This is a genomic window from Pseudoalteromonas sp. TB25 (genome assembly GCF_000497995.1).
GTDB classification, from domain to species: Bacteria; Pseudomonadota; Gammaproteobacteria; order Enterobacterales; family Alteromonadaceae; genus Pseudoalteromonas; species Pseudoalteromonas distincta.
Window position 1 is genome coordinate 14,339 of record NZ_AUTI01000446.1, and the last position, 23,511, is coordinate 37,849.

At 36.0% G+C, this 23,511-nt stretch carries 18 protein-coding genes and 1 tRNA gene; 4 read left to right on the forward strand and 15 right to left on the reverse strand.

Annotated elements, in window-relative coordinates; genetic code table 11:
* Positions 1-79: 79 nt before the first annotated feature.
* The 15 genes from L652_RS0121760 to L652_RS0121830 form a co-directional block, all read right to left on the reverse strand.
* Entirely contained in the window at positions 80-853 is a 774-nt protein-coding gene (locus L652_RS0121760) for a glycosyltransferase (protein ID WP_024596602.1), read from the reverse strand.
* A 13-nt stretch (positions 854-866) separates the two neighbouring features.
* Positions 867-1,940, reverse strand: coding sequence for an EpsG family protein (locus tag L652_RS0121765; RefSeq protein WP_024596601.1), 1,074 nt, complete (start codon positions 1,938-1,940; stop codon positions 867-869).
* Between the two features lie 13 nt (positions 1,941-1,953).
* The gene (locus tag L652_RS1000000124410) at positions 1,954-2,757 is read right to left on the reverse strand and encodes a hypothetical protein (RefSeq protein WP_024596600.1); all 804 of its coding nucleotides are present in this window, start codon (positions 2,755-2,757) and stop codon (positions 1,954-1,956) included.
* A 161-nt stretch (positions 2,758-2,918) separates the two neighbouring features.
* Positions 2,919-3,434 carry an acyltransferase gene (locus L652_RS0121775; RefSeq protein ID WP_024596599.1) on the reverse strand — a complete coding sequence of 172 codons (516 nt, stop codon included), beginning with the start codon at positions 3,432-3,434 and terminating at the stop codon, positions 2,919-2,921.
* On the reverse strand, positions 3,431-4,690 hold the full coding sequence (locus tag L652_RS0121780) for an oligosaccharide flippase family protein (protein ID WP_029753279.1): 1,260 nt from the start codon (positions 4,688-4,690) through the stop codon (positions 3,431-3,433). The genes L652_RS0121775 and L652_RS0121780 overlap by 4 nt, the downstream gene beginning before the upstream one ends.
* A gap of 2 nt (positions 4,691-4,692) precedes the next feature.
* A complete protein-coding gene (locus L652_RS0121785) occupies positions 4,693-6,096 on the reverse strand; it encodes a hypothetical protein (RefSeq protein ID WP_024596597.1) in 1,404 nt (467 codons plus the stop codon).
* Positions 6,097-6,126: 30 nt separating this feature from the next.
* Positions 6,127-7,176, reverse strand: coding sequence for a pseudaminic acid synthase (gene pseI / locus L652_RS0121790; RefSeq protein WP_024596596.1), 1,050 nt, complete (start codon positions 7,174-7,176; stop codon positions 6,127-6,129).
* 7 nt (positions 7,177-7,183) lie between these two features.
* Positions 7,184-8,707 (reverse strand): UDP-2,4-diacetamido-2,4,6-trideoxy-beta-L-altropyranose hydrolase, encoded by a 1,524-nt coding sequence (gene pseG / locus L652_RS0121795; RefSeq protein WP_024596595.1) that lies wholly within the window; start codon positions 8,705-8,707, stop codon positions 7,184-7,186.
* Complete coding sequence (gene pseF / locus L652_RS0121800; protein ID WP_024596594.1) at positions 8,701-9,387, reverse strand: pseudaminic acid cytidylyltransferase; 687 nt, start codon at positions 9,385-9,387, stop codon at positions 8,701-8,703. The genes pseG and pseF overlap by 7 nt, the downstream gene beginning before the upstream one ends.
* 2 nt (positions 9,388-9,389) lie before the next feature.
* The gene (gene pseC, locus L652_RS0121805) at positions 9,390-10,550 is read right to left on the reverse strand and encodes a UDP-4-amino-4,6-dideoxy-N-acetyl-beta-L-altrosamine transaminase (protein WP_024596593.1); all 1,161 of its coding nucleotides are present in this window, start codon (positions 10,548-10,550) and stop codon (positions 9,390-9,392) included.
* Positions 10,551-10,560: 10 nt separating this feature from the next.
* Positions 10,561-11,574 carry a UDP-N-acetylglucosamine 4,6-dehydratase (inverting) gene (gene pseB, locus L652_RS0121810; RefSeq protein WP_024596592.1) on the reverse strand — a complete coding sequence of 338 codons (1,014 nt, stop codon included), beginning with the start codon at positions 11,572-11,574 and terminating at the stop codon, positions 10,561-10,563.
* Between the two features lie 112 nt (positions 11,575-11,686).
* On the reverse strand, positions 11,687-12,646 hold the full coding sequence (locus L652_RS0121815; RefSeq protein ID WP_024596591.1) for a Wzz/FepE/Etk N-terminal domain-containing protein: 960 nt from the start codon (positions 12,644-12,646) through the stop codon (positions 11,687-11,689).
* A 91-nt stretch (positions 12,647-12,737) separates the two neighbouring features.
* Positions 12,738-15,416 carry an SLBB domain-containing protein gene (locus L652_RS0121820; RefSeq protein ID WP_024596590.1) on the reverse strand — a complete coding sequence of 893 codons (2,679 nt, stop codon included), beginning with the start codon at positions 15,414-15,416 and terminating at the stop codon, positions 12,738-12,740.
* Positions 15,417-15,538: 122 nt separating this feature from the next.
* Entirely contained in the window at positions 15,539-16,321 is a 783-nt protein-coding gene (locus L652_RS0121825) for a DUF481 domain-containing protein (RefSeq protein ID WP_024596589.1), read from the reverse strand.
* Positions 16,322-16,507: 186 nt separating this feature from the next.
* Entirely contained in the window at positions 16,508-17,326 is an 819-nt protein-coding gene (locus tag L652_RS0121830; protein WP_024596588.1) for a mechanosensitive ion channel domain-containing protein, read from the reverse strand.
* A gap of 284 nt (positions 17,327-17,610) precedes the next feature.
* On the opposite strand from L652_RS0121830, the gene L652_RS0121835 reads away from it, so the two are divergent.
* From L652_RS0121835 to L652_RS0121850, 4 genes are all read left to right on the forward strand, one after another.
* A tRNA-His gene (locus L652_RS0121835) sits at positions 17,611-17,686 on the forward strand.
* A 568-nt stretch (positions 17,687-18,254) separates the two neighbouring features.
* On the forward strand, positions 18,255-19,580 hold the full coding sequence (locus tag L652_RS0121840) for a surface lipoprotein assembly modifier (protein ID WP_024594818.1): 1,326 nt from the start codon (positions 18,255-18,257) through the stop codon (positions 19,578-19,580).
* Positions 19,581-19,592: 12 nt separating this feature from the next.
* Positions 19,593-20,714 (forward strand): FecR family protein, encoded by a 1,122-nt coding sequence (locus L652_RS0121845; RefSeq protein WP_024594817.1) that lies wholly within the window; start codon positions 19,593-19,595, stop codon positions 20,712-20,714.
* Between the two features lie 39 nt (positions 20,715-20,753).
* Positions 20,754-23,511 (forward strand): Ig-like domain-containing protein (locus L652_RS0121850; RefSeq protein WP_024603650.1); only part of this gene is annotated, 2,758 nt, incomplete at its 3' end.

A 23,511-nucleotide genomic window follows, 5' to 3' on the forward strand; every position in this document is an offset into this window, starting at 1 on the left:
AATTTAATTACATAAGTGATTAATTATACATGGGAATAAACTTGAGTTAAAAATTCTCATGGTTATATAATACTTAAAATCACCTTTTAAAATAAGTTCTTAACATTAGTATTATCTTTCTATAAAAAGACAACTCAGCAGGAATGTATATTGCCCATCTGATCATTAGAGGAAAGCTAATATAAAATGGGTAAAAACGTAATAAATAACCGCGTGCAGAAAAGCGTCCTAGCTGATCAATCTCTCTACCTTCAAGTACCGTGGTATGAAAACATGTAGCTAAATCTAGATATCTTACCTTTGCATTGGACTGAAATAAATTTAATACAAACTTATTTTCTTCGCCGCAAGGAAGATCTGTACCCAAGCCCAAATTTGTATCAAATTTAATATTGTTATCGTTTACAAATTCACGCCTTACGACTATTTCAATTGAAGATATTTTTAACGAATTGGTTAATCGATGAGTTTTATGAAAAGTATAATTTTTATAAAATTCATTTTTATTTTCTAATGATTTAACTTTAATAAAAACAAGATCGTCACTTGATTTTGAAAGTGTTTCCAAAAGTTTCTGTAGAGCTTCAAATTCTATTTTGATGTCATCATCTTGAATCCATAACCATTTATTCTTATTTTCTTTAAGCAGTGTATTTCGGCTGCGGCTTAGCCCTGACTCATTTGTTTTTAATACTTTTATTCTTTCAGAGATAACTATAGCCACATTCTCTGATTCTCTTTGAGAACAAATTAAAAAATCAATACTAGGATCAATTTTTTTAATATTACCCTGTATATATATAATCAACTCACTCAAAGAAGAAGCGACAGTTGATATGCCTATTGTTAACATGGAAGCCTTGTGATTAAAAATAAATTTTACCCAATATATTATAAGGTATGTATTGTTCTGCATTTGTTATTTTGTAAACAAAAAAAACAACAATCAACGATACTATAAACAAATAAACAAGCTTACCACCTCCCTTAAATATACGCATCAAATAAGTCAAAAGAACTATGTTCGTTATGTTGAAAATAATAACGAATCGGTCACTTAAATCCTCAAACTGTAAAAACAAAATACTTAAAATAAGTCCAATAAAACTCAGGTTGAAAAATAAGTTGTAATATTCAAACCTTCTTTCTAACCTTTTGTAATAATATAATAAAATAAAGAACATTAAGGGTTTTTCTATAAATGAGAAAGAAAATGGCTTTGGTTCTCCTGAGGAAACATATGATTTAAAAGCATAAAGAATAATATTCGAACTTGGCAAGGCGTCAGCTAGTAATTTAATTATATTGATAGCCTGTAAAAATATAGAACTCGCTAAGATCAACAAAAATACGCGGGGACTAAATTTTTTGTGTACAAAAAAGTACAAAGGTAATACAGTAATTAAACTAACATGAAACGTGATTCCTATTATATTTAATAAAAAGTAACCATAAATATTCCTACTTTTAATGTACCGTATGGAATATAAAAATATTGCTACAGCAATACCTTGCCTTAAAAACATCATATTAAACTGAAAATAACCATATCGCATGTATAGTAGTAATGCAAAAATGGTCATTGGTGTATAAATAGATACACTTTTATATGTTAATCCAATTGTAAATAATGCAGTGACCACCAGAAAAAAATTAAAGTCTTCAACAAAATAATGAATAATAAAATTATAAGTTAAGTAACCTTTTTCTAAGCGATTATTATCTGAAAAGTAATTAAATAAGTTAGATAGATATTCAGGCGCATCATAAAACACCTGATGGTACACTTCCCAATCAGGCTTCGCACCAACCTCATGTCTTAAACCAGCAAACAGAGCTAGTATAAGAACTAAAAAGTACCCTAGAAAACTATAATCTTTTTTTGCTATAGATGAATATGAAAACAAAACAACAACAGCAATAAGAACTAGATAAATCATTTACAAGAAGTCACTATTCATCGAGTTTTAAATCTAAGATCAATTTTTCATATAAAGAGTCTTTATCAAAAACTGAATTTTTATCTAAACCATCTCTTCTCAATTGTTCATTCCATAAATGTACGGCTTGAGCCCCATCCAGATTAATACACTCGTCACTAGCAAAAAATATATGCTTCCAATCAGCGGATGAAATTGGATAATATTTTTGGATTGGTGCAGCAAAATTAAGTAAACTGTCTTTTTTCACAAAGCCTGTAAGTGCTTTTGGGCCGGTAATTCCCCACGGTAGATATGAAAAATCCCCTCTTCCCCATGTCCTCCCTATAAGCTTTCTGATTAAGAACTTATAAGTATCCCACTTAGTAAATTGAAATGGATTATTACAGTAGTCACTTAAATTAGAAAATAGCTTGTTACCGGATTCCAGAGTTCCAATTACGGCATTGTTTATATAAGTATCATTCTCAAAGCCAAAATCGAGCTCGTTCTCAATGTAAAATGGAGAGAGGCAGATAACGTCCATATCAACCCAATAGGTATTACTACACTTTAAAAGCATTTCATATCTAAAATGATTCGCAAAACCTGCGTAACTTCCTTTCCCCTTGCCTGTGACTGCTCCATAAGTGAATATTTTATCTCTAGGGAGTATTAAATTAGCGTCTAGCACTTCCACACCTTCAGGTATGTTTAGCACTTCATCATAAGTATATAAGTATACTTTATGCCCTGCGCGCAAAAAAGACGTTAAACACACTCTCTCTAACCTAGATAAAGATCCACCGATCCATAATGATCTTATTTCTGCCAACACTATATCTATACCTTTTTATTAATTTCGTGGCTTTATTACCAATAACGATAATGAATAATCGACTAGTAATTTAAATATACATTTAGTAATAAGGTATTATTAAACTACTTAATATCTGAGTACTCATTAGCAATGGTTAAATAATTAAGCCAAATAATACTCTAATTAAACTTCTCTTCGTTTTTAAGCCTAAAGTAATGCTCAGAATCTCTATGACTAAAAACAACAGCAGGGTGTCCGCCTGCAATAGCGAGCGCAGGAATATCAGATACAACCACACTACCAGCCTGTATTACAGCCCCTTCACCAATTTTAACACCACCTAAAATAATAACTCGGTTTCCTAGCCAAACGTTATCGCCTATTTCAATATCCTTTAAAATATAAGTATTGTCATAAGGTAGGGCTCCACCATTAATATTATGGTTTTGAGCTATCATCATGCACGACGACCCTGAGTGAAAGTTATCACCTATTGTAACTCTACCCCCACCCGAAATTTGCATACCGTTAAAATGGCAGTTATTCCCTAAGTACGTATTTCCATTAAAACTACTTTTATAGTTAATATTTGGTAACGTACCAAAGTAAGATATATTTTTAATGGCCTGTTTTGTATGGTATTTTTTTCCAAGTTGACGTTTCACTTTTCGTAGAAAGTTTAATAAGGTTTTCATCTTAGCTCCCTCAATCCCCAAGGCATTTTATATAATTTTGCACTTACAGCCCATGTGCAGCTAAACTGCCAAAAATTAGCAATTAAAAAGGCAAGTGCGGCACCAACAATTCCATAAATTGGAACTAATATTAATAATAAACCTATATTTATTGCACCTGATGTAATTGTCACATACGCTAAGTATTTAGTTTTTTTAATATAAAAAATGTAATTTGTAACCATAAAATACATACCTAAAAATATCTGCCCTGTTATTATAATAGGGAGAACCTCTGCCGCCTGATGAAACCTTTCACCTACTATTAGCTTTAATAGTGGTGGGGCAATTAAAAAAGATAGTAATGCCATAAATATTAAAACAATAAAGTATCCATAGGTTTTTTTCACAATTGATAGTTTATTATTTGGACTATCTTGTTTTAGTTGCCCAAATAGCCACGGTACATAAGCCTTATTAATGCTAGTGAACACAATATTTAAAGCCCCCCCTAAATTAAGGGCAACCATGTAGATACCAGTCATCTCTAAACCTAGCTCCTTATTAATTACAAGCCTATCTACCGATAATAATAAAAAACCTCCTAATACATGAGGAATTAACGGCACTCCAAATGATAATGCATAATTAATATCTTCTCTGCTGTATTTAAATAGAACAAGTTTTTCTTTACGAAGTGTAAAATAAGATAAAGCCCCTATTATTAAACTTGTTATAACAATTCCATAGATACGACCGCTTGGTCCTAGCTTTAATAAAACAACAAATAATAAACTAAATACTAAAACTACTACTGCATTTGCTATTTGTAGAGCACCGTATGACTTGGCTTTCCCTCTAATTTGCCACTGTCCTAAGCGTATATTTAAGATAAAACTGAAGAATACACTTAAAACCCCCAGGTAAATCCAAGTTAGCGGTATACCTAAGTACCCAGCTAAATAAGGCCCTAGCAAAAGCAAAAAAAACACTGAAAAACAGGTACTAAACAATAGAATAAAAAAGCAATTACCGTTAAATCTTGCAAGCTCAAACTCTGTGATTTTCTCGTCAAAGAAACGCCTATTTGCAGCGCCTTGAACACTCAAACCAATTAAAGCAGCTAAAGCAGTTGTGAATATAGAAAACATTGCTATTTGTCCATATTCAGCTGGATTCAAATACCTTGTTAATATAGGGAGTAAAATAAAAGGAATAGCGGCACTCACAATAGAGCTTAGTACATAGATAGAGCTACTTTTAATAAAACTACTCATAATTATTTGAGTTCATAAAGTGTGTGATAGTTCGATTCTGATAATTCAAAAAAATCTTCAAAGCTTCTCTCTTTTAATATATTTCCTATCAACCTGGCAGAAAGATCACCTTCTTTATTTTCCCATTTTGTCATATACGTTGCGCTATATTTTTTTACTGCCTTACTACGTTCTGCACCAGAACAGTAAGTAACCCCTTCATTAATGGACTGTTCTATATTATCTATATTCAGGGCATATACTAATCCATTTTTTAGATACCCATAATAATCAGATATTTCAGCATCAGAAGAAAATTCATAGTATAAAGTCGCTTTTCCAGCCAAAGCGGCTTCCAAGTGAATACTAGAGTTAGCAGAAATTAAGCAATTTATTGAGGTAAAAAAGGACCTTAAGCTATCCTTCCTTGGGTCACACCATTGAACTTGATTTTCAGTAAGGATCAATCTCAATTCCTCCAAGAAAGAAGTAGGTTGAGAAGGATGCGTTCTTATAAGTACCCTTTTCCCACTACCTTTTAATTTTTCAATTAATACTTTTAAGTAATCAAACTTGTCTAACATATTGACTGCAATTCCAATATCAAAATCGACTGCTCTTTCTTTTTTTATGTTTATGATTTTTTTTTGACCACTTAAAAATATATTAACGGGTAATGTAGATATGCCAGGCAAATTTCCAGCACAACTTTTATAAGTTTCGTGTGCTATTTCACCATCGAGCAATGCATAATCAAACTGGAGGGGTGGAAATAATTTAGAAACAGACGCATGTTGCATGTAAAGTGTTTTTATTTTTAACATTTCACATACTAGGCGTAAGCATCTATTGGCACTATTATGATCATTTGACATTACAACTAACTTTAAACTTCCGTTAGAGGATAGCCTATATAAAGTTCTAATAAAGTACGGTAAAAAAGTGTAACTTTGACAAAGTGCAGAAAAGAAATATTTTTTTTCAAAATTTTTATTAGCTTTTTTTAGCTTAAAATACAACTTTGGCGAGTTCAGAATACACGTACACAAACTGATTAAAAAATCTAATACACTTATTGAGAAGTGACTACTTTTATCGTCGACTACTTCCGAAGTAATTAGATTATACCCAATACCCAACTTATTTAATCCGTTCAAAGTTGAATTCAAGCTGTTATATTGATTTTTAGTCGCAGCAAATACCAATACTTCTTTAGTACGACTCAAATTATCTTTACCTAAGCGAACTGATTTAAAAAGGGTATAAAAATATAAACATATTTGGAGGATTACTCCTGGGTAATTAGATTTCAATCTTTTAAAACTATCGATATTATCTAGCTGCGTTCCAAAGAAATATGATAAAACACATTCATCTTCTTTAGATAAAGAAGCTTTTATCAATTTAAAGGTTTTTATTATATTCATTTTATTATGACAACATTAATAAATAATATTTCACTTAATAAGCTCATACGAAAGAGCGCTTCCTGAAACAATACTTGAGCTAGCCTTTTTACCTAACACGTCATATAGATGCTTAGGTGCTAAGCCATAACCGGGCCGGATACTCTTTACATTTTCATGCGTAAATAACTCACCTTCAGCAATATCTTTTACCACATAGAGTGAGCGCCTAAATATTGCATTGCCTTTTTCACTCTCTTTTCGCTCGTAATTTACTTTACCAACAGCTTCCCATGCTATTTTAGAATCTCTACACAACTGTAATAATTCTGGCTTTTCTAGTGAGAAACTATCATCCGGTCCACCACCATTTCTATTAAGCGTTACATGCTTTTCTATTAAGCATGCGCCTAACGCCACTGATGTAATAGCCGTCGTATTATCAATAGTATGGTCTGATAGACCCGTTAATACATCAAAGCGTGTGGCCATATCTGCAACAGTCGCCAAATTATAATCGCCTGATGGCGCTGGGTAACCACTTACACAGTGCAGTACAACAAGCTCTTTACACCCTGCATTTTTTGCTGTTTCTACTGCTTCAAGTATTTCTTCTTCGTTCGCCATACCCGTTGAGATAATCATTGGCTTACCAGTCTTCGCAACATACTCGATTAATGGTAAATCGATGGCTTCAAATGACGCTATTTTGTACGCAGGAGCACCAAGCTCTTCGAGTAAATCAACGGCAGTAAAGTCAAACGGCGAGCTAAAAATAGTGATACCTAACTCTTTAGCTTTTTCAAATAACGGTTTATGCCATTCCCACGGCATGTGCGCTTCTTCATATAAGTCATACAGTGTTTTACCATCCCACAACCCACCTTTAATTAAAAATTCAGGGTTATCACTTTTCATTGTTATGGTATCAGGGCGATAAGTTTGCAGCTTCATTGCATCTGCACCACACTCTTTGGCCATTTCCATTATTTTGTAGGCATTTTCGATATCACCGTTATGATTCGCTGACATTTCAGCAATGATATATGGCGCATAGTCAGGGCCAATTTTTCTGTTGTCGATAGTAATAAATTTATTCATAAATCCCTCACTCCACAGGTTGTCGAGTAAATTGCTCTTCATTAATTCGTTTGTAGCCGGCTCGGCTAAACAAAGCTTGTGATGCTGTATTTTCTTTTAGTACAACAGCATGTATAATTTTTGTAGGATGTAATATATCTACTTGTTTTAAAACGAGTTTCGCAACCCCTTTACCAAAGTGCTCTGGTGCTATAAAGATGGAGATGGTATACGTATTTACGCCTGTCATATCTAACCTGACCACGCCTACAGGAGTCGTTTTTTCATCTGTGCTATTGGTTAACTCAATGATATAAAAGTAGTCATTTTTACTTGTTAGTTTTTTAGTCATCCAAGCCCGATGCTCAGTCAAACTCGGAACGTCTTTATTAAGTGCATAACGACGTGTTTCGGGTTTACATTGCCAAGCGTACACCTGTTCAATATCAAGCTTTGTCGCTAACCTTAGGGTTAGTGAACCATTAAATAATTGAGTAATATGCTTCATTATTCGCTTAACACCTTGCCCATCACATAACTGCAGGTTTATTGTTCGCATTTTTGAATAGTCTGTAATTAACTGCTCATAGGCCTTCATTAAATTTTTACTAATCGCCTCTAACTCAATGCTAATTGCAGCACCAACAGTTTCTAAATTTTTACAAATAGTTTGCTGGTTATCAGCTAGTGCAATAACAATACTCGGTAACCCGACACAAGCACGCTCCCATGACGTTGAGCCTGGCGCGCCAATGGCAATATCATGCTCACACATGAGAGTAGCCATGTCATCTACAAAATCAATGTGAGTCAACCACGCGCTATGCTTCATAGCAAACTCTGTAACACTTTTGTAGTGAGGTGCTTTTGGGCTAAGCAAGACAGTCGTTATTGGCGGGTTAACGCTTTTCTTTAAAACATTAAGTACATGCAATGTCGCATTAGGGGTATCTACCCCCCCCATAGATAATAATAAACGCGGTGTATTCGATAATGTATTCAAAGCTATCAATTGTGATGAATGTCGATGCGAAAAGTGAGTATTTATAATTGCATATTGCGTGCCTGTTAAGACGGTGGCCTTAGAGTTTAATAAATGATATTCGCTTGGCTCTCTAAGCAATGTTTGATCTATTATTAAGTCTGCAGAGTGCTCTCTTACTAAATCATCAATTGCAATAATTTTACAGTTATACGCTTTTTTTACTAACTCATGCCACTGTGCACCAATACCATAGTGATCTGTAATGACTAAATCAGGGCTATCAAACGCAGAAGCGAATTCTTGGGCATCATCATACTCAGTGACTTGCAACCACGCTGCATAATCCGCAGTCGAGATTGGTGCTAACCAATCTGCTGGTTGCTGTAATTCATAAATAGAAAAACCACGCTGCTTTATATATGTGACTAAATCACCGCTCTGCGGGCGGGTAGCAAATAAAACGTCGTGACCATCTAGTTTAAGCCTATCAGCCAATACTAAGCAACGCATGATATGACCGCTGCCTATATGAGAAGAGGCATCAGCCCTAATTACGACCTTTAGCATTCAATTGCTCGGTACAAAGCTTCTGCCAATTCCCAATCTTCAGGTGTATCTATGTCTTGTACTCGTTTACGTGGTAGCAAAACAGCCTTCGATCTTGTTCCAAAAATAGCTTTTTTTGCTATAAATGCCTTGGCAGTACCCCAATAAAACTGTCCAGCATCATGATATGCTTCTTCGAGATCTTGCGAACGAGTATTTAAATGCTCTGGCTGAAACATTTCAACGCATTGTTTATCATTAAGCTTTAAAGCTCTTTGAATTGGAAAAGGAAAACTTGTTGCACTGAAGGCGTAATCTACATTACTCGATGTCAGCTCTATAAATCCGCGCTGGATAAACTCAGGTATTAAAAAAGGAGCGGTTGCATATATACAACATACATTTTCAACGCCCCATTCCTGTAACTCGGTATACTCAACAGCATGCTTTATTACATCAAGCGTGGTTGCATAATCATCCGCAATATTAGCAGGGCGCATAAATGGTACTTCTGCCCCATATTGTATAGCAATATCTGCTATTTCAGCATCATCTGTAGAGACAATTACTTTATCAAAACAATTACTCTTTAAAGCCGCCTCAATCGAATAAGCAATCATTGGCTTACCGTGAAACTCTTTGATATTTTTGCGAGGTATCCGCTTACTTCCACCACGTGCAGGGATGATTGCTATATTCATGATTAGGCTTCTAATATTTGTGTTAGCTTACTGATAACTTCGTCTTGCTGCTCATGAGTCATACCATGAAACATCGGTAATGAAATAGCATTGCTGTAATAACTTTCTGCATTTGGAAAGTCACCTTGTTTAAAGCCCATTTTTTGGTAATAAGGCTGTAGGTGCACAGGAATATAATGCAGGTTTACACCAATACCGTTTTCTCTTAGCTCGTCAAACACTTCTTTATGCGTTTTGCTAATTTCATTTAGGTTTAGACGAATAACATATAAATGTAAGCCAGAATAAGTATTAGGTAACTGATAAGGCAGTATAATCGGTAAAATAGCTAGCTTGTCATAATAACGTACTGCTAATTCATGACGTGCAGTAACGAACTCACTTAACCGGCTCATTTGCGATACACCGAGTGCAGCTTGCAGCTCCGTCATGCGGTAGTTAAAACCCAAACCCACTTGCTCATAGTACCAACCACCATGCGATGCATTTTCCATTAATGCTTCGTCACGTGTTATTCCATGGCTTCGATAAAGTGCCATTTTGTCTGCAAGTGCTTTACTATTCGTTAATGCCGCACCACCTTCTGCGGTGGTAACAATTTTAACAGGGTGAAAGCTAAACACGGTAATATCGCTGTATTCACATGATCCAATTGGTTGTTCTAAATAACGTCCACCTATTGCATGTGAAGCATCTTCAATGACTTTAAAGCCATACTCTATTGATAACGCATGGATTGCTTTCATGTCACATGGCTGACCACATAAATGCACTGCAACCAAAACTTTAGGCAAAACACCTTCTTTTTTAGCGCGGATAAGCTTTTCTTTTAATGCTACAGAGCAAAGATTATAAGTTGCGGGATCTATATCAACAAAGTCTACTGATGCGCCACAATACAAACCACAATTAGCTGAGGCTACAAAAGTGACTGGTGTTGTCCATAATCTATCACCAGCCCCTAGCTCAAGCGCTAAACAAGCAATATGTAAAGCTGACGTTGCACTATTAACAGCCAAGGCATGATTGGCGCCGGTTGAATCCATCAGTGCTCTTTCAAACGCAGGGACTTGCGGCCCTTGCGTCAAAAAATCCGACTTTAGAACATTAACCACTGCATCAATATCTGCTTGAGTTATATCTTGCTTTCCATACGGTATCATTTAGTTATCTCTATACTTCAAACGATGGGTCAACATGTTCAACAATAAGCTCACGCAAGCCTTCAATTGTTTCCCACTCAGTATTTGTTCCTGAGTTGTATTTAAAGCCAAATGGTACTTTTTCAGCTTTATGGTGAGCGAGGTATTCTTCTTCGGTGTATGTATACGATACAGAAGGTAAAATTGCGTAGTATGGACCCAAATCAATCGTATTTAACGAGTCCGTATCTGTAATCATTTCTTCATGTAGTTTTTCACCTGGGCGAATACCTACATCACGCGTCTCACATTCAGGTGCTACGGCTTCTGCAATGTCTAAAATTTTGTATGATGGGATTTTAGGGATAAATATCTCACCACCTAGATGGTTGCCCAAGGCAAACATAACTAAATTAACGCCATCTTGAAGCGATATGTTAAAGCGAGTCATTTCATTGTGTGTGATTGGTAAAATACCTTCTTTTCGTTTTTCTAAAAAGAAAGGAATAACAGAGCCGCGAGAGCCCATTACATTACCATAACGAACAACGCTAAATTTAATATCTTTAGAGCCGCGAATATTGTTAGCAGCAGCAAATAATTTATCTGATGCAAGTTTAGTGGCACCGTATAAGTTAATTGGTGCACATGCTTTGTCTGTCGATAGTGCAACAACATCTTTTACACCACATGCTAGTGCAGCATGAATAACATTTTCAGCACCATCTATATTCGTACGAATACATTCTGTTGGATTGTATTCAGCGGTATCAACCTGCTTAATAGCGGCTGCGTGAATTATTACATCAACACCTTCACACGCTTGCGTTAAACGCTCTTTATCGCGAACATCACCAATAAAAAAACGTAATTGCGGGTAATCGTATGCTGGGTATTTTTGTTTTATTACAGACTGCTTTAATTCATCACGCGAATAGATGATTATTTTTTTTACATCTGGGTAGCGCGCTAAAATAGTTTCTATAAATTTTTTACCAAATGACCCAGTGCCACCAGTAATTAACACTGTTTTTTTGTTTAACATATTAGTTCCTTAAATATTTCTATACTTTATGTATCGAATACAAAATGTATCTTTATTCTTTGATATACCAAAATGCTTAAGCAGCATATTCATAAAATTGAGTTAGAGCTTTTTAGTCATTCGCTTTCTTTAAAAAGTATCTAGCGAGCACTATTAATACGCTTAAAATACCTCCAAAAAGAAAACCTAATATACAAATTAATGCACGCTTCGGCTTAAACTTTTGTTCCGGTACTAATGCTGGATCAATTGTTTTAAATACATACTCATCTCGCACATTTGCAAACATAATAGTTTTTGTTTGCTCTTCAATTAACTTATATAAAACAGCTCGAATATCGGCAACTTTTGTTTGTTGTAATTGCTCTGTTAGAAATTCAGTACTTTTATTAGCCTCTTCAACATCTCTAGACTTCATAACAGTATTGATGTCTTGAATTAACCAATTAACCCACCGCTGCGCAATTACTGGCGAAACATGCTCAACTGATACAGTTATCAATCCACTTTCTTTGTTCATGTCTGTAGTAATTATTTGGCTAAACTGTTTGAAGGCTTCTTGCATTGAAGGTTCGGCTTTAAAAGGTAGTTTAGCTTCCCTTAACCATTTTTTTTCTTTTTCGTTATATATCTCTTCATCGTATTCAATACTATTATCCGCTTGCTTCCATGACTTTACAGCCATTAGGTCTGGTAAAATATTGTGCTTTTCAATAAAGTTAAATGTGAATTGGCGAGACTTTAAAACCTCAAGCGCTAACTGAGTTTTGTTAGCGGTGCCACTACTGCCCAAATTAACTCCAGCTAAACTAGCTAAACCACCAAATTGACCTGCTAGAGCACCAAAGCCACCGCTTTGTTCTTGTTCCGCAGCAGCAAGTAGTGCTTCCGATTTATAAACATTAGGTTGCTCTAAAGCATAAAACACTGATGCAATTGTGAATAAGGCTGTTATTAAAATTACTACCCATTTGCCTTCCCAGATGACAAAGAATAGCTCACTTAAATTCACTTCATCATCAGCAATAGTGGGTACAGATAGGTTTTTAGTATGTGTATCTTTACTATTCATATATATCTCTATTCAGCAGCTATTATACAAAACTAAACTCCGGCTTAATTTTCGTGCAATAGCATAATACAAAGTAATATTTAGTCTTTTATTAAATACTACTAATCGCAGCAACAGCTACACCAAGTTGATAAAGGATCTGTGTTGCAGTACTCCAAAGTGTCAATTTATCCATGTGATCTGCATCCATTGGTATTACTATTGTGTCACCTGGTTCTAACTGATCAGCATTATTTGCTGCAAACCAGCCTCCTGTGTTTGGTATTTTAACTGAACCATTAGCTTTAATAATGTAAATTCGATCTTCAGCGGCACGCTCTTTAAGGCCACCACTAAGCGCAATATAATCGTCAACACTAACACCAGATTTATATAGATGTGACGTTGAGTAGTTAACTTCACCAATTACACTAATTGAATCGCGCTTGCTTGGTACATAAAGTGTATCGCCATCTTGTAATACTAAGTTTTGTTGATTATTTACAATTAAAGGTAAATCAATTACTAAACGTCCTACGGCTTCTACACTAGCTAGGTCGTTTAACAGCTTGTTCATTTCTTCATAAGAAAGTGAGTTGCTACTTACCGAGTTTTGGAAGCTCTTAGAGGCGATATCGCGGCGAAGCTCTGTAGATAAACGCGCTAGCTGCTTTTCCTCTTGTTCTTTAATTGATGCACGAGTAAATACAGCTGCTTTTTGCTCTGCAAATTGTGAAAAACCACCCGCACGCTCAAGTAATTCAGTTAGCGTTTCACCTCGGCGTATAGTGTAAGTACCTGGGAATTTAAGCTCGCCTTTTAATTCTACTTTTACGTTTTCTTGCCAGTTTGGAATAGCGAAAACGTTTATGCTGTCTTTGCTTTGTAACGTAATATTACTTTGAAGGTCGCCTTTCATCGCGCTTTCAAGGTCAAATCGTAAGTGTTCTATTTTAGAACCATCGCTGGCTACAATACGTGTAATTTCAGCTTGTTTTACATAGGCAGACTCTAACAAGCCACCTGCTGCTGTTATTAAATCACTTACCTCACCACCAATCATTAGTGGATAAATACCAGGGAAAGTAACATTCCCGCTGATTTCAACTAATTGCATAGCTTGTTGCACTGATGCTTGCTGTTTAAATTTAGCAATAATTGGCGCTAATAAGTTATGGCGGCTAAATAATGCGTAATCTTCAGGTTTGAGTTCTTGGTCTGCTTCTTCTTTTGCTTTGCGTTTAGAAATTTCAGCAATTGTTAGTATTTTATTGTCTTCAAGAACAAGCTCTTCGTCTTCTTGATTAACACCAATGTATTTTTCGAACTCTTTTTGCTCAAACTTGTGCCATTGCTCTGCTTTTTGTTGCTGCTCTTGTTGCTCTTGGCTAAGGGCCATATTTGCTAGAGCTGATTGCTCTGCTTCTTTTTCTTCAAAACGACTAAATACAACTATCTTGTCATTAGCTTTAAGTTGTAAGTTGTTTTCAGGATTTTTAATAATCGCTTGAGCAACGTCGAACTGATGCGCTTCTATATCGCCGTTTACATTTATTTCGCGGATTACGAGGCCGTAGCTTAAATCGGCTTGCGGTAGTAGGTCACCGCGTATAGATTTAAGTACATCTGAAATACGCTTGCCTTGGTGCCATTGATAATTACCTGGGCGTGCTACTGCACCAATTAAGCTAATTGAATTTTGATATTGCGAGCTAACTGAATTAAAGCGAATACGGTCGCCATCTTTTGGGATGTAGTTAATTTGTGGTTTTGAAAAATCGACCGATAGTACTTCTTTACGATCGAAATTAAAGCGCTCTACAATTGCGCTTTTAGCGTATGCATTGGGTTTAAGGCCTCCGGCCATCGCTAATAACTGCTTAGCAGACTCGCCTTTTTTAAGTTCAAAAATAGCGGGACGTTTAACTGCACCTTCAACTCTTACTTGAGCGCCAACTGATGGAATAAATACAGCATCGCCCGGCTTTAATACGATATCGTTACTGCTATCGCCATTAATAAGTAAGTCGTAAAGGTCAAAGTTTGCAACTATGTTGCCTGCGCGTTTAACTTGAATATTACGAAGAGAAGCAATGTCAGACACGCCACCGCTTACAAATAATGCATGCGAAACGGTTGTTAATGATGAAACACTGTAGCTACCAGGCTTGTAAGCCTCTCCTAGCACTAAAATACGCATGCTACGAAGCTGACCAAGCGATACAAACGCTTTTACACCTATTACCTCTTGCTCTACTTTTACTTTTACTAATTCTTTAATTTCAGCAAAAGTTAAACCGGCCACTTCTACAGGGCTTAAATCTGGAATACTAATACGTCCTTCACGGTCAACTATAACTTCAAAACTGTCACTTTCTTTACCATAAAAGTTTATTTTTAATTGATCGCCAGGGCCCACAATATATGTATCTGGTACTGCGGCATTTTCGCTTGGCATAAATGTAGTTGGTTCACCTGCAAACAATTCGTAACCGTACGGCTTTAATTCGTCTGTTTTTGGTTTAAAGCGCTCTTCATCTGTAAGCTTTTCTTTTTCGGGTTCTGCGCGCTCACCAATACTATTTTGCTGCTGTGTATTATTTTGATTATTAGATTGGTTTGTACCAGTGATCGTTGATATATCAACACCATACTGTTTTGCGAGGGCTTCTTGTTGAGCTTTAGGTAACTTTTTAAATTGCTCAATTTGAGACGCTGTTGGCGTAAAAGCCAAAGTACTAAAACTACAAAGTAGAATAAAAGCACTAATAAATTGTGTAAAAACTTTCACGAGTAGGTATATCCCTAGGTCTACAACCAAAATTGGCCGCTATAATACCTTAATTTTAAGAAAATAAAAAAGGGACTTTCGTCCCTTTTGTCACTTTAGTGTAATTAACTTAACTACATTGGTTAAAAACTGTAAACCAACGTGAATGACGTTTCTGTGTCAGTGCTTTCTTTATCGTCAGCAACATCTGAGTTATTAGTGACATTAAAAGCGACTTTCATTTGTAACGAGCCGTTTATTTTTGCAAGTAATGCAGTTTCAGAACGAGTTTTAGTGTTTGTATCACCGTACTCAACAGCAACTAATTGAGTAAAACGTGCATTCTCAGAAATTTGCCAGTTGTAATCTAACTTACCTAAGGCAATTACTTCGCCTTCAAATTCACCAGCAAGAGAGTTACCGTTGTCATCAACTTCAGTGCTGTCATCTGGGTATTCAAAGTATTTATAACCAGGACCAATTTCAGCACTTAACCACATAGTTTTTTCGTTTAATAAACGTAAACCGTAACCTGCAGAAATTACTGACTCACTTCTATACGCTCCAAAATAATCTGAAACGTGTGAACCATAAATGAATAAATGAGAATGATCTTCATTTAATTTGTAATTACCTTGTGCAGAAATTGAATACTTTTCGTTAGTGCGCTGCTTGTTTTTGTCACCATTTGCATCTTCAACTTCATCTTCTTTGTAGATGCCGTCTAGCTTGTATTCGTTGTTCCAGTGTTCTAGGTTGTGCTGAACTTTAATACCACCTTTAAGTGTGGTCGTTTCTGTATTACCACTTGTGACAATAGCACCTAGTTCACTGGTAACTTCCCATGTTCTTTGTTCTGCGTCTGCAGCAAATGCGTTTGTTGCAGCAGAAGCCGCAACTAAAACTGATAAAAGCTTTAATTTCATTAAAAAATAACCTTTGTATAAATGTACATCTATTTTATTAAAGCATTACTTGTTAGAGCAAGCTAAACAGCTAAGTAATAATGTAAAAAATTTTCATGCAGCAAATACCGCATGAAAATTTTATGTTTAATAGCTCTTTAGCACTATAACAATTAAAGATAACTTTAATTAAATAACTATTTAAAATTAGTCTTGCTTGTGAAAGTGAACATCCATTTGTGGAAATGGGATAGTAATATCTGCATCATCTAATGCGATTTTAATATTTTCCATTAATGACCAGTAAGTAGGCCAATAATCAGCAGCGTTAACCCAAGGACGAACAATAAAGTTAACACTTGAATCGCCTAACTCATTTACAGATACATTGTAAGCTGGATCTTTAAGTATGCGTGTTTCTGCATCTAATACAGATTTTAATACTTCTTTTGCGTGACGTAAATCAGCATCGTAGCCAACACCAATAACTAAATCGATACGACGAGTAGACTCTCGTGAAAAGTTAGTAATAGCACCAGACATTATTTGAGAGTTTGGTACGATAATTACTTTGTTATCTGGAGTACGTAGTTCAGTTGAGAATATTTCGATTTTTTTAACCGTACCCATTTTATTACCTGCTTCAACAAAGTCACCAGACTTAAATGGACGAAGTAAAATAATTAGTACGCCTGATGCGAAGTTAGATAATGAACCTTGTAATGCTAAACCAACAGCTAAACCGGCAGCACCTAAAATAGCAATGAACGAAGTTGTTTCAATGCCAATTTGCGAAAGTGCCATTAAAATAGTTACAGCAAATACAAGTGTGTACACAATACTTGAAACAAATGAAGCGACAGCTTTATCTACTTTCTTTTTAGCAAAACCTTTTTCAGTTAAGTTAGAACAAAACTTAGCAACACGACTACCAAGTAAAAAGATAACAAGCGCAACAACTGCTTGAATACCATAGTGTAAAATTAGGCCTGAGTTATCGTTAAGCCAATTAAGTACTGAATCCATATTTACTCCAAATGTTTTTTATTAAGCGTTTTCGGGCATTATTATACATTAATTTACAATTTACTCTCATGAAATAATGAATTAATACTATTAAATGCAAGTATATTCTATTTTTTAGAGGCATTTATGCGATAAAACATAGCCTACCTTGAAAAAATATTAACGACTAAATACTAATTATATTTGCCTGAAATAAATTATTTTAATTTATTTCACTTTTGGGCTTCACAACAATTATTATTTTATGTATTATGCGCGCCACACCAAACAAGGTGTGTGTAGTGGCGGTTGTAGCTCAGTTGGTAGAGCCCCGGATTGTGATTCCGGTTGTCGCGGGTTCAAGCCCCGTCAATCGCCCCACTTTTTTCCTAGTAAGCCTTCATATTTATACCCTATCTTTACTCTGTAATATAAAATCTAAAATACCTCAATATATTAGCCTTACAACACAATTATTAATACTCTAGTTAAACCCACTAATTTACAAATCTCGCGCTGCGATTAAATCATCCCTAGATTAAAAAATTTTAATCCACAAAGATCAACACGCCCTAATTAGTAATAATATTTAATAAACAAGTATTTATACCAATTCGCTTAATTAAGTGATCTATTTTGAGGATGGAAAAACATGTTGATAGCTTGGCAAAAAATTCGCTATTTAGTTGTTCTCGGCAATTGCTCCTGCATTGCTCTACCTTCTGCATCTATGCAGTCGTAAATGAGAATTTTTAACACAGGTAGCGACACGTTTAGCCCCGCAAAATGATTAAGTATTATCGCGGATTGGTATAACTCGTTACTTATCTACAATTAATTAACTAATGTGACTGTATTAACTATACTTAGCTACAAAAAGTGGTAGGTTTCTAATGTTGGCATCACTTTTTACAAAACATCAAACTTCTACTGGGATATAAAATTAAGCATGATTAAACAGGTTTTAGGAAATTTACTGTGTAGTTGTTTAGCTGTAATGAGCTTTAACTCATTGGCTCAAAGCAATGATGAATTCAATAAGCTATTGATTGAGCTTCAAAAATTAGTTTCTGAAAAAAAATACACTCAGGCTTATCAAAAAAGTAATAGCGAATACCAGTACCTGGGCGAACCCGTATACGACTTTTTATTAGGGGTCAGTGCACTTAAAACAGGGCATGCGGCGCCAGCTGTATTTGCCTTTGAACGCGTGGTTGAAAATAATCCTAGATGGTATGAAGCTCGCTTGTACTTAGTTCGCGCTTATTTAACAGTTAATAATTTACCTGCTGCCGATACTCAAGCTTTAATACTAATCAACTCACCTGACACACCTAATAATATAAAGTCTTCAGCACAATCATTGCTAGAAACTGCAGCACTTAAGCAACAAGAGGCTGGACGCTCTTATAAACAAAATATTGAGCTTGCCCTTGGCGTAGATGGCAACGTAAACGCAGGTACTGCAGAAAATACGATTATAATTCCTAATATTGGTGAGTTTTTGTTATCGCCAGAAAGTAAAAGTACGCAGGACAACTATGCACGACTTAATTACAGAGGAAAGTACTCTCACCCTATTGATCAAAAAAGCTTAATCACTTTAAGTATTGATACCGGGTGGTACAAGTTTGAAGAACTCAGCCAATACGATCGTATAAATGCGCACATTAATGCCGCCTATCAATATAAACAAAATGACATAAGTTGGTTTGCACGAGTTGCTACCACTCCGTTGATGCTTGATGGCGAACTTTATCGTACTGAATCAGCTTTAACGGCCGGAGCTAATTTTACGCTAAATAAACAAGTTAATTTATTTAGCTCTTTGACTGCAGGTGTTTTAAACAATAGATTTGATGAAAAGCTCGATAATTCGTTTTATACATTAAATGCAGGTGCTAGCTATGCAACTAATCAATGGTTTCAAAGCTTAAGCATTAACGCTAAAAGCGAGGAAGCTGACATTACTGAGGGTGAATTTAATAGCCGTAATATTACGAGCTTGTACTACCAAGTGAACACTCAGTTGGCTCAACATTGGCAGTTGTTATCTCTTGCTGGATACCAATGGATTAATTATAAAGATGATCACCCTTTATTTTTACAAGAACGTGCCGATAACCTCTTTATGTTCTCAACTTCTGTTCGCTACTTAGTTAATCGCGATTTAGCCATACAGTTGGCTGCCAACTATCAAGATAAATCCAGTAATATTTCTTTATTCGAATATGACCGTTTAGATATAAATTTAAGCGCTTCTTACTCATTTTAATTTAAGGTATTTATGAAACATTTACTCCCTGTAATTACCACTTTACTTTGTGTAAGTTTTTATACACAAGCAAACGACCCTGCTGGTAAAACTATTTTAGCACGAGGCTCTGTACTCGCGGTTGATGGAAGCAATGAACAACAACGGCAGTTGCAGCGCAGAGATACCGTTTTTGGTGTAGATCGCATTACGACTGGAGAGAAAAGCAAAGCGCAATTTTCGATGTTGGATGGTGGTTTAATAGCCTTAAAAGAAAACTCAGAATTAAATATTGCTAACTACGAATTTAATGACAATACCCAACAAGGCTCTGCTTCTATTGAGTTACTTAAAGGCGGTTTGCGCTCTATTTCCGGCGTAATTAAAAAAAATGGCGGCTCTTATAGTGTAAAAACTCCCATAGGCTCTATTGGTATACGCGGAACGCATTTTGAAGTTCAACTGGTTAAAGGCGATGTATTTTTAGCGGTATGGGATGGCGCAATAGATTTAACGTTAGAAAATAATAACGTGGTTTCTTTGGGGGATAACGAGGCATTTTCGTTTGCACAAATTACAGCCACTGGTGAAGTCTTTAAAACAACACGTGCGGCACGCGTGTTTGATCAAAATATAGTAGCAATTGACTCTAAAGACGACAACGAAGAAGAAACTGAGCAAGCATCGGTAACTGAAGTTGAAGTAAATGCTTTTGAAGCTGATACAGGTGTTATGGATATATATTCTGAACAACAATTTCAAACTGTTAGCAGCGCATCTTTAGTCGATCAAATAGCTCAGCGCCAAGGTGTATTTAACTATGAGGTATCAAGCTTTAATGTAAATTCGAGTGTGGGTGCTGTTACTGACTTTGCTATGACTATGGCAGTTGATTTTGATAATGGCACCGTGCCTGATGGCGAAATTAGTTTTAATGACGCCGGTGGAAATTGGTATGCAGCTTACAGCGGCTTAATAAATTTAAGCGAACTTGAGCTGGCCGTTACATTTGCATCCCATGGTAACAATAAAGCCGAGGGCGATGTTGATGCAATATTTTTGAATGACTTAGACAATATTACTGGCAACTTTAATCTTAATGAAATAAATAATCCTGATGTAAATGCTAGCGGTTCTTTTAAATTAGAACCATAAACACATTGGATACAAAGCTTTTATTATGGAGTATTTAAAATGACAGCAAAAAATATATTTTTGCTTGGTTCTGTGGTGTTTTTGTTAAGTGCCTGTGGAGGCTCAGAAGAAAGCCCCACTCAAGAGGCAATACAATCACCTACGGCTGAAGTAATACCGCCAACGGTGACTAGCTATATAAATTTGGCTGGTGTTATAGCGAGTAATCAAACCAAGAGTACAAAAGTTTTAGGTGCTGTCACTTCAAGTAGAGGAGTTGTTGGAGCAAGTTTAGCTAATACTCGCGCTAATATTGTTTTTTCACAAACAAACGACACCGTACAAGGTAATGTTTCTTTTTTACTTGAAGCTTCGGATACTGATGGCATTGCTGAAGTTAATTTAGTGCTCCCTAGTGTTAATAAAAGCATATCACTTTGTTCTTCTGATTGTGGTGTTGACTACGAAAAGTCAATTATAGGCCTCAACCCTGCGCTTTATGGCGCAACTCCAGGGGAAATACGCCTTGAAATATGGATAACTGACACTTTAAATAATCAAGCACTTGCTGATGCAATCACTTTTAACTGGCAACCATATCAAATTGAAGGTGTTACAGCACAACGAGACGAAGATAATATTAATCTTTCGTGGCAAGCCAACCCCGAACTTAATCGTTACAACGTTTATATTGCAACTCAAGCTGGAGTCTCATCCACTAATATTAATGAATTAGAGAATGGGCAACAATTTTTAAGTATTCAAGATACTGCATTAAGCATTACCGAGTCACTTACTAATAAAAGTTACCAAGTACTTATTACCGGTGTTGATGGCAGTGGTGAAAGTGGTTTTGCTAATATAATAAACATAGCGCCAGTGGGTGGAGAGCTTACATTTGCACCAGAGGCAAATGCCGATCAGTTTCAGATAAGTGAAGATCAAACTCTGCAAGGTAACGTACTAACAAATGATACGAATCAATACAGTGGCGATTTACGTGTAAATGCAGATGCATTAATTCTACCGCAGCATGGCACTCTTAATATAAATGAAAATGGGGATTTTACTTATATCCCTATTGCAAACTTTAATGGTGAAGATGCCTTTAGCTATCAAGTTGCTAACGAGCTAGGTATGACAGACACCGCAGTTGTAGAGATAACCATTTTAGCTGTTAACGACGCTCCTATAGCGCTTGATAATACTTACAGCGTAACAAACAATGGAACCTTAGTTGTCCTATCGCCAGGCTTACTTATAAACGATAGCGATATAGACTTAGATGACTTAACTGTTGATACAACGCCGGTTAGCGAACCAACAAGAGGACAATTGACCCTTTTTGATAATGGTGGCTTTGAATACCAAGGCGAGCAAAATTTGCAAGGCCAAGACAGTTTTCAGTACAGAGTTGTTGATGCACAAGGTGCTCAGGCTATTGCAAATGTAACTATTGTAAGCTCAAATACTAACGTAGCCCCTGTAACAAAAAATGATAGCTATAGTTTAAGCGAAGATGAAACACTTGTGGTTACAGCTGCCAATGGTGTGCTTAGTAACGATACTGACCCAAATAATGACAGTTTTTCAGTTGATGAAACGTTTATGGTGGCACCCACACATGGCCAACTATTATTAGCAACTGATGGCAGCTTTAGTTATGTGCCGGATGCTAACTTTAATGGTGTTGATCAATTTCAATATCAAGCTATAGACTCATTAGGTGCAACCTCTACAGCCACAGTAACTTTAGTAATAAACAGCGAACCCGATAACCCTGTTGCACAAAATGATGCCTATCAATTTAGCAAAAATAAACTATTTGAAGTAACAGTACAAAATGGCTTGTTAATTAACGACTTTAATATTGAGGCTGGTGATTTATCGGTTAATACCACGGCAATTAATACAACTCAAAATGGCGAACTAACATTAAATGCTGATGGCTCGTTTACCTATCAGCCAGACTTAGGTTTTATTGGTGTAGATAGCTTTACCTATTCAATTTCAAATGAGCAAGGCTTAACTGCAACAGCTCTAGTAACCTTAAGTGAAAGCGGCGTTAATACTTTTCCAGAAGCCAATGACGATCAATATACGTTAGACGAAGACAGCTCTGCATCTTTATTAGATGTGCTAGCTAACGACACTGATGCAGATGGCGATACAATAAGTATTTCTAATATAGAAAATACTGCTGGAGAAGCGACTATTGTCGCCGGAAAAATACAGTTTACTCCACCAGCAAATTTTTCAGGTGAAATAGTACTAACTTACACCATTACTGATGGTTATAGCACTGGTAATGAAGGTATAAACGACAGAACAGCAAGTGTGACGATTACTGTTACACCCGTTAATGATGCCCCTACTGCAAATGATGATTCAGCAACGATGAGCGAAGATGCTCCTGCGTTATTAGTTAACGTATTAGCTAACGACTCCGACATTGACGGCGATACTCTTGTGATAACAGCTGCTACTGCAGATAGAGGTTCTGCATCTGTTGTTGATAATAAAATCCAATATACGCCTGCTGCTAATACAAATGGAACAGCAATTATTAACTACACAATAAGTGATGGTAACGGCGGTACTGCAACTACTAACTTAACAATTACTATTATTCCCGTAAACGATGCTCCAATAGCAAACGCAGACTCAGCTACAATAGATGAAGATGCAGCGCCAATACTAATAAATGTATTAGCCAATGACTCAGACGTGGATGGCGACAGCCTTACCATAAACGCAGCATCAGCTAATATTGGCTCTGTATCAGTGGTTGGCAATCAAATTCAATATACACCGGCAG

Coding starts and splice junctions, on each gene's coding strand:
- L652_RS0121760 (WP_024596602.1), bottom strand. CDS start 853: ATGTTAACAATAGGCATATCAACTGTCGCTTCTTCTTTGAGTGAGTTG.
- L652_RS0121765 (WP_024596601.1), bottom strand. CDS start 1,940: ATGATTTATCTAGTTCTTATTGCTGTTGTTGTTTTGTTTTCATATTCA.
- L652_RS0121775 (WP_024596599.1), bottom strand. CDS start 3,434: ATGAAAACCTTATTAAACTTTCTACGAAAAGTGAAACGTCAACTTGGA.
- L652_RS0121780 (WP_029753279.1), bottom strand. CDS start 4,690: ATGAGTAGTTTTATTAAAAGTAGCTCTATCTATGTACTAAGCTCTATT.
- L652_RS0121785 (WP_024596597.1), bottom strand. CDS start 6,096: ATGAATATAATAAAAACCTTTAAATTGATAAAAGCTTCTTTATCTAAA.
- pseI (WP_024596596.1), bottom strand. CDS start 7,176: ATGAATAAATTTATTACTATCGACAACAGAAAAATTGGCCCTGACTAT.
- pseG (WP_024596595.1), bottom strand. CDS start 8,707: ATGCTAAAGGTCGTAATTAGGGCTGATGCCTCTTCTCATATAGGCAGC.
- pseF (WP_024596594.1), bottom strand. CDS start 9,387: ATGAATATAGCAATCATCCCTGCACGTGGTGGAAGTAAGCGGATACCT.
- pseC (WP_024596593.1), bottom strand. CDS start 10,550: ATGATACCGTATGGAAAGCAAGATATAACTCAAGCAGATATTGATGCA.
- pseB (WP_024596592.1), bottom strand. CDS start 11,574: ATGTTAAACAAAAAAACAGTGTTAATTACTGGTGGCACTGGGTCATTT.
- L652_RS0121815 (WP_024596591.1), bottom strand. CDS start 12,646: ATGAATAGTAAAGATACACATACTAAAAACCTATCTGTACCCACTATT.
- L652_RS0121825 (WP_024596589.1), bottom strand. CDS start 16,321: ATGAAATTAAAGCTTTTATCAGTTTTAGTTGCGGCTTCTGCTGCAACA.
- L652_RS0121830 (WP_024596588.1), bottom strand. CDS start 17,326: ATGGATTCAGTACTTAATTGGCTTAACGATAACTCAGGCCTAATTTTA.
- L652_RS0121840 (WP_024594818.1), top strand. CDS start 18,255: ATGATTAAACAGGTTTTAGGAAATTTACTGTGTAGTTGTTTAGCTGTA.
- L652_RS0121845 (WP_024594817.1), top strand. CDS start 19,593: ATGAAACATTTACTCCCTGTAATTACCACTTTACTTTGTGTAAGTTTT.